Below are 12484 nucleotides of genomic sequence, written 5' to 3' on the forward strand. Positions count from 1 at the left end.
GAGGCGGCAGGGAGTTGGAATGCCGCCCTGCGGCAGCTATACCGCGCGGGAGAGGCCGGATGGAGGCGGGGCGATGGCGAATCCCACGGCAGCAATGCTGGTGATCGGCGACGAAATCCTGTCGGGGCGGACGCGCGATTCGAACCTGCACTACCTGGCAGGGGAACTGACCCGCGTTGGCATCGACCTGCGCGAAGCTCGGGTGGTGGCCGACGATGCTGCGGCCATCGTGGCGGCGGTGCGGGCGCTGTCGGCTTCGTTCGATCAGGTCTTTACCAGCGGCGGCATCGGCCCGACGCATGACGACATCACGGCGGATGCGGTGGCCGAGGCGATGCGGGCCAGGATCGGCCACCGGGCCGACGCGATGGCGCTGCTGGCCGCGCATTACGACCGCCAGGGCGTGCCGTTCAACGAGGCCCGCCAGCGAATGGCCCGCATCCCCGACGGCGCCGTGCTGATCGACAACCCGATCTCGGTCGCGCCGGGGTTCAGCCTGGGCAACGTGCATGTGATGGCGGGGGTGCCGACGATCTTCGAGGCGATGGTGGCGGGTCTCTTGCCGCGGTTGACCGGCGGCGCGCCGCTGTTGTCGCAAAGCCTGCGGGTGATGCGGCCCGAGGGCGAGATCGCGGCGGCCTTCGGGGCGCTGGCGGCGCAGCACCCAGACCTGTCGATGGGGTCCTATCCGTTCTCGCTGAACGGCGCCTATGGCACCAACCTGGTGATCCGCGGCACCGACCCGGGGCAGCTGGATGCGGCGATGGTGCAGCTGATGAAGCTTTTCGGATGACCCCCGAGCGCCTGGCCGAGGTCATGGAGGCGACCTGGCCGCCGGCGGCGGTGCGGGATCTGGGGCCGTTCCGCCTGCGGGATGGCGCCGGCGGCGGCAAGCGGGTGTCGGCGGCCAGTGCCGAAGCGGCCTGGGACACGGCATCGCTTCGCGCCGCCCTGGCCGTGATGGCCGACCCGCTGTTCCTGATCCGCGAGGGCGACGCGGTGCTGGACAAGGCTCTGGCGGCGGAGGGGTTCGCCGTGGTCGATCCGGTGGTCGCCTATGCCGCACCGGCGGCGGCGCTGCAGGGCGAGTTGCCTTTCCTGACCGCCTTCCCGCACTGGCCGCCGCTGGAGGCCGCACGGTCAATCTGGGCCGAAGGTGGCATCGGTCCGGCGCGGGTGGCGGTGATGCAGCGCACAACCGGCCCGAAGACGGCCCTGCTGGCCCGGGCCGAGGATCGCCCGGCGGCGGCGGCCTTCGTGGCCTGCCTTGGCCCGGATGCCATGCTGCACGCGCTGGAAGTGCGGCCGCTCCTGCGCCGCCGGGGTGTTGGCCGGCACCTGCTGACCGCGGCCGCGAACTGGGCCGTTGCGCAGGGTGCCGAGACCCTGTCGCTGGTGGTGACGGAACGCAACCTTGCCGCAAGGGCGCTGTACGAAAGTCTCGGCATGGTCGTCGTCGGGCGGTATCACTACCGTGCCGCCCCAGCATCCGCCCCGGCACCCGTTCCGGCCCCGGCAGAAGGACCCCGTCCCGCGTGACCTCGCCCCGCCGCCCCGCCGTTGCGCTGATCGCAGCCCTGCTGGCCCTGGCCCCGACGGCCGGCCAGGCCTTCGAGCCAGCGATGCCGGCGCCGGTCGATGCGCTGGAGAGCGAGGTCGAGACGCATGGCAGCTATGACCTGCCGACCGGGCCTTTCGCGGCCGGTGCGCTGCCGACGCGCCGGTTCGAAGGGGCGGTGGACCGGCGGGCCTATCGGCTTGAGGCGCCGCGGGCGACGCTTCTGGACCTGAAGGCGCCGCTGCGCGACCAGTTGGTGGCCGCCGGCTTCGACATCCTGTTCGAATGCGAGGCGCGGACCTGTGGCGGCTTCGACTTCCGTTTTGCGACCGAGGTTGTGCCGGAACCGGCGATGCATGTCGATCTGGGCGAGTTCCTGTTCCTGTCAGCCGCTCGCGGCGACGAGGCGGTCAGCCTGCTGGTCAGCCGTTCGGCCGGGGCGGCCTTCGTGCAGGTGATCCAGGTCGGACCGGTGCAGCCCGGCGCCGAGGTCGATGCGGCCGCCGCAGACGCGACCGCGCCTGACCAGACTCCTTCCCTGCCCGAAAGACCGCCTGCCCCCATTGTGGATGCGGCTGCGGGCCCGGCCTCCAGCGCGGCAGCGGTCCGGCTGGATGCCGGCCTGCCGGTCGCGCTGGACGACCTTGTCTTCGCCTCGGGGGCGGCCGAGCTGGAGCCCGGGGACTATCCTTCGCTCGGGGCGCTGGCCGACTGGTTGGCCGCGGCCCCCGCGCGGCGCCTGATTCTGGTCGGGCACACCGATGCCTCGGGCAGCCTAGCGGCCAATGTGGCGCTGTCAAAGCGGCGGGCCGAGGCCGTGCGGCGGGCGCTGATCAATGACCTGGGTGTCGCGCCGGGGCAGGTCAGTGCCGAGGGCGTTGGCCCGCTGGCCCCGCGCGACAGCAACCAGACCGAGGAAGGCCGCCGCAAGAACAGAAGGGTCGAGGCCGTTCCGGCCTCGACCTGAAGTCACGATCCTGTCGAGGGGGGAAGACGGGATCGCGTCGGCCGCCGAAGCGGCTTACCAGTTGTCCGGCCCCTTCTCGATGAAGCGGCGGGCCAGGAAATCGATGAAGGCGCGCACCTTGGGCTGGGTGAACCGGCCCGGCGGATAGACGGCGTAGATGCCCATCACCTCGGTCGGCAGGCCGGGGATGGCCTCTTCGACAATACCCTTGCGCAGCGCCTCGGCGTAAAGGAACGACGGCAGGTAGGCGATGCCCAGCCCGGCAATGGCGGCATTCAGCAGGCTTTGCCCGTCGTTCACCGTCAGCCAGCCGGCCGAGCGCACCTGGCGCTTTTCGCCCGAGGGTGCGGTGATCTTCCAGACGTTGCCGTTGGCCTGGTTCGAGTAGTGCAGAAGCTTGTGATCGTTCAGATCGTCGATCTTCATCGGGCGGCCGAACTTCTGGAAATAGGCCGGCGCGCCAATCATGCGCTTGGTCGTCTCGGTCAGCTTGCGGGCGCGCAACGACGAATCTTCCAGGTCGCCCACCCGGATGGCCATGTCGAAGCCTTCGCTGATCAACTCGACGTAGCGGTTGTTCAACACCATGTTCACGGTGATCTCGGGGTATTCCAGCAGGAAATCCCCCAGGATCGGCGACAACAGGTTCACGCCGAAGTCGGTGGCGACCGAGATGCGCAACAGGCCGGACGGCGCGGATTGCATCGAGGTGACCAGCGCATCGGCCTCTCCGGCGTCATTCAGCACCCGGCGGGCGCGGTCATAGTAGGCCAGGCCGATTTCCGTGGGCGACACGCGACGCGTGGTTCGGTTCAGCAGTCGGGCGCCGAGACGGGCTTCCAAGGCGGAGACGTGTTTCGAAACGGCAGATTTCGAAATCCCCATCTTCTTGGCCGCGTCCGTGAAGCCGCCCTGGTCTACGACCGTGGCGAAGGCTTCCATTTCGGTCAGTCGGTCCATCAGTTTCCCCATGCGAGCAGATGGCAGGTGATGGGCCGGTATTGGCCCGCAAATGGGGCGGCAACGGGGCGCAGGCGCGTCCGATCCGGGGTATTACCGCGGACCGTTCATGGCGCGGAAACCAAGATGCGGCGGCGGCCCTTGGCCGGTGCACCGTCAGCCCCTGGCAAAAGTCGGACCGGCCTGGTCGGGCCCGGTCGGGTTGGCGCGGACTCCGGACCGAAGGCGGGCGCTACAGCCGGGCGGCAAGCCGGGCGGCCTGGTCGATGGCGCGCTTGGCGTCAAGTTCCGCGGCGACATCGGCCCCGCCGATCCGGTGATGCGCGATGCCCGCGGCGTCGAGCCGGGTCGACAGGTCGCGGGTCGGTTCCTGTCCGGTGCACAGCACGACGGTGTCGACTGGCAGGAGTTCGGGCGCGCCCGAGCCGCGGCGCAGGATCAGGCCGTCGGAGGTGATGCGGTCGTAGGCGATGCCGCCCTCCATCCGCACGCCCTTGGCGGCCAGGGTGGCGCGGTGGATCCAGCCGGTGGTGCGGCCCAGCGCGCGGCCCGGCTTTTCCGGCTTGCGCTGCAGGAGCCAGACCTGGCGGGCGGGCGGTTCGGGCTGCGGTTCGGCCAGGCCGCCGCGGCTGAGCCAGGGTGCCGAGACGCCCCATTCGCGGCGCCAGAGGTCCGGGTGTTCGGTCGGGCTGTTGCCGGAATGCACAAGGAATTCAGCCACATCGAAGCCAATTCCACCAGCCCCGAGGAGGGCGACCCTGGGGCCGACCGGGGCGCCTTGCAGGACGTCGAGGTAGCTGAGGACCGGCGCGCCGGGGTCGATGGGGATGCCCGGGTCGCGCGGCGTGGCGCCGGTGGCGAGGATCACCTCGTCGAAGCGGCCGAGGGTGTCTTCGGTGGCCTTGGTGCCAAGGTGCAGGGTGATGCCGGGGTGGTCAAGCTGGGTGGTGAACCAGTCGATCAGGCCGCGGAATTCCTCTTTGCCGGGGATGCTGGCGGCAAGGTGCAACTGGCCGCCGGGGCGGGGGCTGGCCTCGAACAGGGTGACCTGGTGGCCACGCCGGGCGGCGATGATCGCGGCCATCATGCCGGCGGGGCCGGCGCCGACCACGGCGATGCGCTTTGGCGTGGGCGTGGGCGGGTAGGTCAGTTCGGTCTCATGGCAGGCCTGCGGGTTGACCAGGCAGGTGGCGAGCTTGCCGCTGAAGGTGTGGTCCAGGCAGGCCTGGTTGCAGGCGATGCAGGGGGCGATGTCCTGCGCCCGGACGGCGGCGGCCTTGGTGATGAAGTCGGGGTCGGCCAGCCAGGGGCGGGCCATCGAGACCATGTCGGCCATGCCTTCCGCCAGCAGGCGCTCGGCCAGGTCGGGGGTGTTGATGCGGTTGCTGGTGATGACGGGGATGCCGACTTCGGGGCGTAGCTTTGCTGTGAGGTGGGCGAAGGCGGCGCGGGGGACCGAGGTGGCGATGGTGGGGATGCGCGCCTCATGCCAGCCGATGCCGGTGTTGAGGAGAGAGGCGCCGGCGGCTTCGACGGCGCGGGCCAGCTGCAGGACTTCGTCCCAGGTCGAGCCTTCGGGGACCAGGTCGATGAGCGAGAGGCGGAAGATCAGGATTGCATCGGGGCCGAGGGCGGCGCGGGTGTGTTTCACGACCTCGACCGGCAGGCGCATGCGGTTCTCATAGGTGCCGCCCCAGCGGTCGGTGCGGCGGTTGGTGCGGGTGACCAGAAACTGGTTCAGGAAGTAGCCTTCCGAACCCATCACCTCGACCCCGTCATAGCCGGCCTGGATGGCGCGGGCGGCGGCGGTGGCGATGTCGGCGATCTGCTTCTCGATGCCCTCTTCGGCAAGTTCACGGGGCGGGAAGGGCGAGATCGGGGATTTCAGGGCCGAGGGGGCGACGCAGTCGGGGGAATAGGCATAGCGGCCGGCGTGGAGGATCTGCATGACGATGCGGCCGTCTTCGGCGTGGACGGCATCGGTCACGCGGCGGTGGTTGGCGATGTCCTGATCGGTGAACAGGCCCGCGGCGCCGGGGAAGACGCCGCCTTCGCGGTTGGGCGCCATGCCGCCGGTGACGATCAGCCCGGCACCGCCGCGCGCGCGGGCGGCGTAGAAGGCGGCGACGCGGGCCCAGTCGCCGGTTTCCTCAAGCCCCGTGTGCATGGAGCCCATGAGGCTGCGGTTGCGCAGGGTGATGGGGCCGAGGGTCAGGGGCGCAAGGAGGTGGGGGTAGGGCATTTCGGTCTCCGGGTTTGGGGGAGAATGCCGTGCGCGGGCCGGGGCGTCACCTGATACGCGGCGTCATGGTTTGCCCGAAAGCCGGGGGCCAGCCCCCGGACCCCCGGGATATTTGAGGACAGATGAATGGGGGGTCAGAGGCCGAGAAGGGCGGGGAGGTCTGCCATGCGGCGAAAAAGCGGGATGCCGAGGGCGGCGAGTTGGCGGGCGGGGGGCGTGTCGGGGCCGTGCGGGGCGAAGCCGAGGCAGGGGATGCCGGCGTTGAGGGCGGCCCGGGCGCCGGTGGCGCTGTCTTCGATGACGACGCAGGCGGCCGGGTCGGCGTCGCAGGCGGCGGCGGCGGCGAGGTAGAGGTCGGGGGCGGGTTTGGGTTTGCTCATGGCCTGGCCGGACAGGGTGGCGCGGAAGCGCGGGGTCAGGCCGTGCTGGCCGAGGGTGATGGTCATCTTTTCGGGCGTGCCGTTGGAGCCGACGGCATAGGGGATGCGGGCGGCGTCCAGCGCGTCGAGGGTGGCGACGATGCCGGGGACGAGGGGCACGCCCCGGGCCAGCATGGCGTACATCGCGGAGTAGGCGTCGGCGACCCAGGTCGGGGGGAGGGTCGCGCCGGCGGCGATGGCGCGGGCGGCGACGGTTTCCAGCGTGCCGCCGATGTAGTCGGTTTCCAATTGGGTCCGGGTGAGGCGCAGGCCGTGGCGGGCGAGGGTCTCGATCAGCAGGTCGAAGGTGGGGCCTTCGCTGTCGACGATGACGCCGTCGCAGTCGAACAGCACGGCGGCGGGGCGGGTCATGCGGATTTCCAGGCGGCGATTTGGGCGGCGAGGGTTTCGGGGGTGAGGCCGGGGGGCAGGTCGGCGTCGGGGATCACCAGCGCGTCGGCGGTGCCGAAGTGCAGCAGCGTGGCGGCCTGCCAGCGCGAGGTGGCGGTGACCGAGGCCCAGGCCAGGCTGCGCGGTTCCACCGTCAGCCCCTCGGGCGACAGGGTCAGGCCGACCGGGCGCGCGCGCAGGTCCGAGACGGAGAAGGCGGTGAGGAAGCGGCGCTGGTTCAGGCGGAAGGCGAGGATGCCGGCCAGGATCGTGCCGAGGCTGGCGTAGAGGCTGATGACCAGCGCGGCGAGCCAGGGTGTTCCGAAGAGGATGGAGATTCCGCCACCGAAGAGGAGGCCGCCGCCGATCAGCAGCGCCGCCAGAGCAAGCCGCTGGGACAGGCCGAAGCGGCGCTGCGACAGGTGTTGGCCGGCGGCGACCAGCTGCGCCGGCGAGGCGGTCAGCCGGAGGTGGATTTCGGTCATTGTGGCGCCCTCAGCAGGGTGACCAGGGTGTCGCCGTACTTGCGCTGGTCCAGTTGGGTGAAGCCGGGGGGCGGCAGGGGGGCGGTGCCTTCTTCCCAGACGATGGTGGCGCCTGGGGCAAGCCATTGGCCGGCCATGGCCGAGGCGAGGGCGGCTTCGCCGAGGGATTTGCCGTAGGGCGGGTCGAGGAAGACGAGGGTGTAGGGGGCGCCCCGGTTGGGGCCGAGGTGAGTGGCGTCGCGGCGCCAGACGTCGGTGGTGCCCATCGCCTGCATCTTCTCGATATTGGCGCGGAGGAGGGCGCGGGCCTTGGCGCCGTCGTCGACGAAAGCCACGCGGGCGGCGCCGCGCGACAGCGCCTCAAGCCCCAGGGCGCCGGTGCCGGCGAAAAGGTCAAGGACGCGGGCGCCGGGGACGGGGTTTTCATGGGCGCCGTTGGTCAGGAGGTTGAAGATCGCCTCGCGCACCCGGTCGGAGGTGGGGCGGAGGTGGGCCTGCACGTCGCCCTCGCCCAGATCGGCCAGGTGCAGGCCGCGACGGGTGCCGCCGATGATCCTCACTTCAGCAGGGCCTTGAGGTCGGGGGTGGTGGCGAGGGTGTCGGGGTCGGGGGACTTGCCGGTCTCGATCAGGCGTTTGCCGACCATGTAGGCCCGCGGGTCGTTCATCGCGTCGACGGCCAGCAGGGTGGCGTCGCGGTAATACCAGAAGGAGGTGGCGGTGCCTTCGCCGGGGCGGGTGACGATGCGGGTGTAGCCGGTGTTGAGGCCGGCGATCTGAAGCTTGAGGTCGAACTGGTCGGACCAGAACCACGGCCTGGCCTGATAGGGGGTGGCGGCGCCGAGGATGTTGGCGGCGACCGCCTCGGCCTGGTCGATGGCGTTGCCGACGGATTCAAGCCGGATGCGGGCGCCCTGGCAGGGGAAGGAGGCACAGTCGCCGGCGGCCCAGATGGCGGGGTCTGAGGTGCGGCCCATCTCGTCGGTGGCGATGCCGTTGTCGAGGCTGAGGCCGGCGGCTTCGGCCAGGGCGGTGCCGGGGGTGACGCCGACGCCGACGATGACGAAATCGGCCGGAAGATAGCGGCCGTCCTTCAGGCGGGCGGCGGTGACGCGGGTGTCGCCGACCAGGCGGTCAAGGGCGGTCGATTCCAGGATGGTGACGCCGTGCGACTGGTGCAGGGCGCGGACGTAGTCCGAGGTTTCCGGGCAAGCGACGCGCTGCAGGATGCGGGGGGCCATTTCGACAACGGTCGCCGAGAGGCCGAGCTTGGCGGCGACGGCGGCGGCCTCAAGGCCGATGTAACCGCCGCCGATGATGACGGCGCGGCGGCCGGGGGTGAATTCGGCGCGCATGGCATCGACATCGGCCAGGGTTCGGACGGTGAAGACGCCGGCGAGGTCTCCGCCGATGCTGGCGGGCAGGCGGCGAGGGGTGGCGCCGGTCGTCAGCGCCAGCGCGTCGTAGGGGATCGTCTCGCCGCCGTCTGTCAGGGTGCGGGCGGTCAGGCTGCGGGCGGCGGGGTCGATGGCGGTGACGCGGGTCGACAGCCGCAGGTCGATGGCGCTTTCGGCCCAGAAGCCGGGGGCGCGCAGCCATAGGCGGTCTTCCTCCATCTCGCCCAGGAGATAGGCTTTCGACAGCGGCGGGCGCTGGTAGGGGGGGGCCGGTTCCTCGCCGATCAGGGTGAGGGGGCCGTCGTGGCCCAGCGCCCGCAGTTTGGCCGCAAGGGCGGCCCCGGCCTGTCCGGCCCCGACAATGACGATGCGCATGGCTTCCCCTCTGGCAGGTTGCTGGGCGGAGCCTATATCCCGACAGATACGGGTGCAAATGTGCGACAACGGAAAGGATGGCGAGAATGACGATTTCGGTTGGGTCGAAGCTGCCGGAGGCGACGCTGCTGGCGATGGGGGCGAACGGGCCGGAGGCGGTGGCACTGGGGCCGAAGCTGGCCGGGCGCAAGGTGGCGATCTTCGGACTGCCGGGGGCCTATACCGGTACCTGCACCACGGCGCATGTGCCGAGTTTCATCCGCACCAAGGGCAAGTTCGATGCCAAGGGGGTGGATGAGGTGATCTGCGTCTCGGTCAATGATCCCTTCGTGATGAAGGCCTGGGGCGAGGCGACCGGGGCCACAGCGGCCGGAATCGTGATGCTGGGCGATGCGGACGGGTCGTTCACCAAGGCCATCGGGCTGGATTTCGATGCGCCCGCGGTGGGGCTGCTGGCGCGGTCCAAGCGCTATGCGCTTTATGCCGAGGACGGGGTGGTAAAGGTGCTGCACCTGGAGGAAAGCCCGGGGGTCTGCGAGATCTCGGGCGGGGAGAGTCTGCTGGCGGCGATTTGAACGGTGGCGGCGGAGCGGGGGTTTTCCACCCCCGTACCCCCGGAGCGTATTTCGGGAAAAGCAAGCCGCGGGTCAGGCCTTGCGGTGGGCGCGGGTCTCGCACAGGGAACTGACGGGCTCACCGTGGTCGCGCTGCACCTCGGCATCGGCGGCGAGGCGGTCGAGCGCCTGGGCGAGGTCGATGTCGGCCTGGGTCAGGCCGTGCGCATCATGGGTGGTCAGCGTGATGTCGACCAGATTGTAGCGGTTGGTCCAGTCGGGGTGGTGGTTCAGCTTCTCGGCCGCAAGGGCGGCGCGGGACATGAAGCCCCAGGCCTGCGAGAAGCTGCGGAATTTCAGGATCTTGCGGATGGCGTCGCGGCCCGGCACGGCGGCCCAGCCGGTTTCACCCAAGGGGGCCAGCAGGGCTGCGCGGTCTTCGGGGGGAAGCGGGGGGGTGGCCATCATGTCCTCGGCGGCATCAGGGCGTCGTCGCGGGCGGCGGCGGCAATGCGGGCGGGGCGAGGCTGCAGCCGCGCCCAGTAGGCGGCAAGTGTGTCGTTGGCCGGGATGGTCTTGAACATCATGCCCCAGCCGACCTGGCTGCCAAGGTAGACATCCGCCGCGGTGAAGCGGCCATCGGCGATGTAGTCGTGCTTTTCCAGGTGCCCGGTCAGGGCGGCGGTGACGGCCTCAAGGCTGCCATAGCCGGTGCGGCCGGCCTCTTGCGGGGTTTTCGCTTGCCAGCCGAAGGAGGTGTTGACGACGGCCTGTTCCAGCGGGCCGGCGCCGAAGAACATCCAGCGGTAGAAGGTGGCGATGTCTTTCGCCATCAGGCCTTTGGCGGGGAAGGCCTGGGCCAGGTAGGTGCAGATCGCCGGCACCTCGGTCACCACGGCACCATCATGCACCAGCGTCGGCACCTTGCCCATCGGGTTCAGCGCCAGGTAGTCGGGCGATTTCATCGGCGGGCCGTAGTCAAGGACGACCGTTTCATAGGGTTCGCCGATTTCCTCGAGCATCCAGCGCACCATGCGGCCGCGCGACATCGGGTTGGTGTAGAAGGTCAGCATCGGGGGTCTCCCTCTGGGGTGACGGAAAGCTTAGTCCTGCGTTGTGGCTTTGCGGAAGGGGCCATAGGCGGTGAGAACCTCGATTTCCTCGCCCACGGCGGCACGTTCGGCGGCCAGGTAGCGGGCGACGGCGTCGCGAAAGCCGGGGTCGGCGATCCAGTGCAGGGAATGGCATTCGACCGGCAGGTAGCCGCGGGCGAGTTTGTGTTCGCCTTGCGCGCCAGCCTCGACCCGCGACAGGCGCTGGGCGATGGCCCAGTCGATGGCCTGGTAATAGCACAGTTCGAAGTGCAGGCCGGGGTGGTCTTCCAGGCAGCCCCAGTAGCGGCCGAAAAGGGCATCGCGGCCGATGAAGTTCAGCGCGCCGGCGACGGGGCGGTCGGCGCGGAAGGCCAGCACCAGCAGGATGTCATTGCGCATGGTGTCGTGGAAGGCGTCGAAGGCGGCGCGGGTCAGGTAGGGGCGGCCCCATTTGCGGCGGCCGGTGTCCTGGTAGAAGGCCCAGAAGGCGGCCCAGTGCTGCGGCTCGATCTGGTCGCCGGTCAGGGCGCGGATGGTCAGGCCGGCGGCGCGGGCGGTGTCGCGTTCGCGGCGGATCATCTTGCGCTTGCGGCTGGAGAGGTCTGCCAGGAAATCGTCGAAGCTCGCATAGCCGCGGTTTTCCCAGTGGAACTGCTGGGTGACGCGGGGCAGCAGGCCGTCGAGGCCGGTCAGGGCCTGCGCCTCGTCAGGGGTGCAGAAGGTGACGTGCAGCGACGACAGGCCGTTGCCGCGGGTCAGGCCGATGGCCGCGCGGGCAAGGGCTTCGCGGTGCCGGGGCGGCCCGAGGAAGCGGCGGCCGGTGGCGGGGGTGAAGGGCACGGCAACCTGGAGTTTCGGGTAGTAGCGGCCGCCGGCGCGTTCAAAGGCCTCGGCCCAGCCCTGGTCGAAGATGTATTCGCCCTGGCTGTGGGTTTTCGCGTAAAGCGGCAGGGCGGCGAGGGGGGTGGCGCCGTCTCGCAGGATCAGCGGCTTGGGCTGCCAGCCGGTGCCGCGGCCGGTGGAGCCGGAGCGATCGAGCGCGGCCAGGAAGCGGTGGGTGGTGAAAGGATCGACCGGGCGGCCGCCGTCGGCCTGCTCGGGCGCGGCGAGGGCGTCCCAGGTGGCGGCGTCGATCTCGGTCAGGCTGTCGTGCAGGGTGATCTCGGCCATGGCGCCTTTCTGGCGGCAGACCCCGGGGGGCTGTGCGCCCCCCGGACCCCCCGCAGGATATTTCCGCAGAGAGGAAGGTGGGGGGGTCTTGCCGGGCGTCAAGTCGGAAGCGGCGGGAGGTAGCCTTCGAAGGTGACGTTCTGGGCGATCTGGCGGGCCTGGGCTTCCTGATCGGGCGAGCGGATGGTCCAGCACAGGATGGCGGCGCCCCGGGATTTCAGGTCGGCGACGCGCGGGCGGGCCAGGTCGGCGGCCTCGTGGCTGATGAAGCTGGAGAGGGTGGGGTCATAATCGGGGATGGCGCGGAGGCGGGCGCAGATGGCTTCGGGCAGCGGGTGCCAGCTTTCGGGGTCGTAGGCGGCGGTGGTCAGGCCGCGGGGGATCTGCGGGGCGAGCCGGGCCATGTGGGACATGCAGGCGGGGTTGAAGGACATCACGGCGACCGGGCCGGGGTAGTGTTCCAGGGCCTTGGCGGTGGCGGATTCCAGACGGCCGTCGGTGGGGCCCATCACCAGGGACTGGTCCTTGAGTTCGATCAGCAGGGGGACGCGGCCGGCGACAAGGGCCAGGGTTTCGGCGAGGGTGGGGATGGTGTCGCTGCTGTCCTTCAGCCGGATGCGAACGAGGTCGGCGGCGCTGCGAGCGGCGACCGGGCCGGTCTCGTGGGTCAGGCGGTCGAGGGTTTCGTCGTGGAACACCATCGGCACGCCATCGGCGCTGAGCTGCAGGTCGATCTCGATGCCGTAGCCAGCGTCGAGCGCGGCCTGGATTGCGGCGGGGGAATTCTCGACCCTGCCCAGCGCGCGGTCATGCAGGGCGCGGTGGGCGAGGGGGGCCCTGAGGAAGACCTCCGGCAGGGGCACGCGGGCCATCT

General features: G+C 70.5%; 14 protein-coding genes. 4 read left to right on the forward strand and 10 right to left on the reverse strand.

What is annotated here, in order from left to right; genetic code table 11:
- Nucleotides 1-73: 73 nt before the first annotated feature.
- The 3 genes from LHP98_RS15470 to LHP98_RS15480 are packed head-to-tail and all read left to right on the forward strand — an operon-like array spanning nt 74 to nt 2525.
- A complete protein-coding gene (locus tag LHP98_RS15470) occupies nt 74-793 on the forward strand; it encodes a competence/damage-inducible protein A (protein WP_227253446.1) in 720 nt (239 codons plus the stop codon).
- Nucleotides 790-1539, forward strand: a complete 750-nt coding sequence (locus LHP98_RS15475; RefSeq protein ID WP_227253447.1) for a GNAT family N-acetyltransferase — start codon at nt 790-792, stop codon at nt 1537-1539. Before LHP98_RS15470 ends, LHP98_RS15475 begins: the two co-directional genes overlap by 4 nt.
- The gene (locus LHP98_RS15480) at nt 1536-2525 is read left to right on the forward strand and encodes an OmpA family protein (protein ID WP_227253448.1); all 990 of its coding nucleotides are present in this window, start codon (nt 1536-1538) and stop codon (nt 2523-2525) included. Before LHP98_RS15475 ends, LHP98_RS15480 begins: the two co-directional genes overlap by 4 nt.
- Before the next feature lie 54 nt (nt 2526-2579).
- Here LHP98_RS15480 and LHP98_RS15485 read toward each other — a convergent pair whose 3' ends face one another.
- The 6 genes from LHP98_RS15485 to LHP98_RS15510 form a co-directional block, all read right to left on the reverse strand.
- The gene (locus LHP98_RS15485) at nt 2580-3485 is read right to left on the reverse strand and encodes a LysR family transcriptional regulator (RefSeq protein WP_227253449.1); all 906 of its coding nucleotides are present in this window, start codon (nt 3483-3485) and stop codon (nt 2580-2582) included.
- Nucleotides 3486-3717: 232 nt separating this feature from the next.
- Nucleotides 3718-5727 carry an NADPH-dependent 2,4-dienoyl-CoA reductase gene (locus LHP98_RS15490; protein ID WP_227253450.1) on the reverse strand — a complete coding sequence of 670 codons (2010 nt, stop codon included), beginning with the start codon at nt 5725-5727 and terminating at the stop codon, nt 3718-3720.
- A 134-nt stretch (nt 5728-5861) separates the two neighbouring features.
- On the reverse strand, nt 5862-6518 hold the full coding sequence (locus LHP98_RS15495) for an HAD family hydrolase (protein WP_227253451.1): 657 nt from the start codon (nt 6516-6518) through the stop codon (nt 5862-5864).
- Nucleotides 6515-7021, reverse strand: coding sequence for a hypothetical protein (locus LHP98_RS15500; protein WP_227253452.1), 507 nt, complete (start codon nt 7019-7021; stop codon nt 6515-6517). The genes LHP98_RS15495 and LHP98_RS15500 overlap by 4 nt, the downstream gene beginning before the upstream one ends.
- Complete coding sequence (rsmD, locus tag LHP98_RS15505; RefSeq protein WP_227253453.1) at nt 7018-7581, reverse strand: 16S rRNA (guanine(966)-N(2))-methyltransferase RsmD; 564 nt, start codon at nt 7579-7581, stop codon at nt 7018-7020. The genes LHP98_RS15500 and rsmD overlap by 4 nt, the downstream gene beginning before the upstream one ends.
- Entirely contained in the window at nt 7578-8792 is a 1215-nt protein-coding gene (locus tag LHP98_RS15510; protein ID WP_227253454.1) for an NAD(P)/FAD-dependent oxidoreductase, read from the reverse strand. The genes rsmD and LHP98_RS15510 overlap by 4 nt, the downstream gene beginning before the upstream one ends.
- Nucleotides 8793-8878: 86 nt before the next feature.
- Here LHP98_RS15510 and LHP98_RS15515 point away from each other — a divergent pair, with 86 nt between their 5' ends.
- The gene (locus LHP98_RS15515; RefSeq protein ID WP_227253455.1) at nt 8879-9367 is read left to right on the forward strand and encodes a peroxiredoxin; all 489 of its coding nucleotides are present in this window, start codon (nt 8879-8881) and stop codon (nt 9365-9367) included.
- Between the two features lie 72 nt (nt 9368-9439).
- Here the strand turns inward: LHP98_RS15515 and LHP98_RS15520 are convergent, their stop codons facing one another.
- From LHP98_RS15520 to LHP98_RS15535, 4 genes are all read right to left on the reverse strand, one after another.
- Nucleotides 9440-9814 carry a 4a-hydroxytetrahydrobiopterin dehydratase gene (locus LHP98_RS15520; protein WP_319638956.1) on the reverse strand — a complete coding sequence of 125 codons (375 nt, stop codon included), beginning with the start codon at nt 9812-9814 and terminating at the stop codon, nt 9440-9442.
- Nucleotides 9811-10419 carry a glutathione S-transferase family protein gene (locus LHP98_RS15525; protein WP_227253456.1) on the reverse strand — a complete coding sequence of 203 codons (609 nt, stop codon included), beginning with the start codon at nt 10417-10419 and terminating at the stop codon, nt 9811-9813. The genes LHP98_RS15520 and LHP98_RS15525 overlap by 4 nt, the downstream gene beginning before the upstream one ends.
- A gap of 30 nt (nt 10420-10449) precedes the next feature.
- Nucleotides 10450-11610, reverse strand: a complete 1161-nt coding sequence (locus LHP98_RS15530; RefSeq protein WP_227253457.1) for a GNAT family N-acetyltransferase — start codon at nt 11608-11610, stop codon at nt 10450-10452.
- Nucleotides 11611-11708: 98 nt separating this feature from the next.
- A complete protein-coding gene (locus LHP98_RS15535; RefSeq protein ID WP_227253458.1) occupies nt 11709-12482 on the reverse strand; it encodes a glycerophosphodiester phosphodiesterase family protein in 774 nt (257 codons plus the stop codon).
- Nucleotides 12483-12484 lie beyond the last annotated feature (2 nt).

Source organism: Rhodobacter sp. Har01, assembly GCF_020564565.1.
Taxonomy (GTDB): domain Bacteria; phylum Pseudomonadota; class Alphaproteobacteria; order Rhodobacterales; family Rhodobacteraceae; genus Pseudogemmobacter.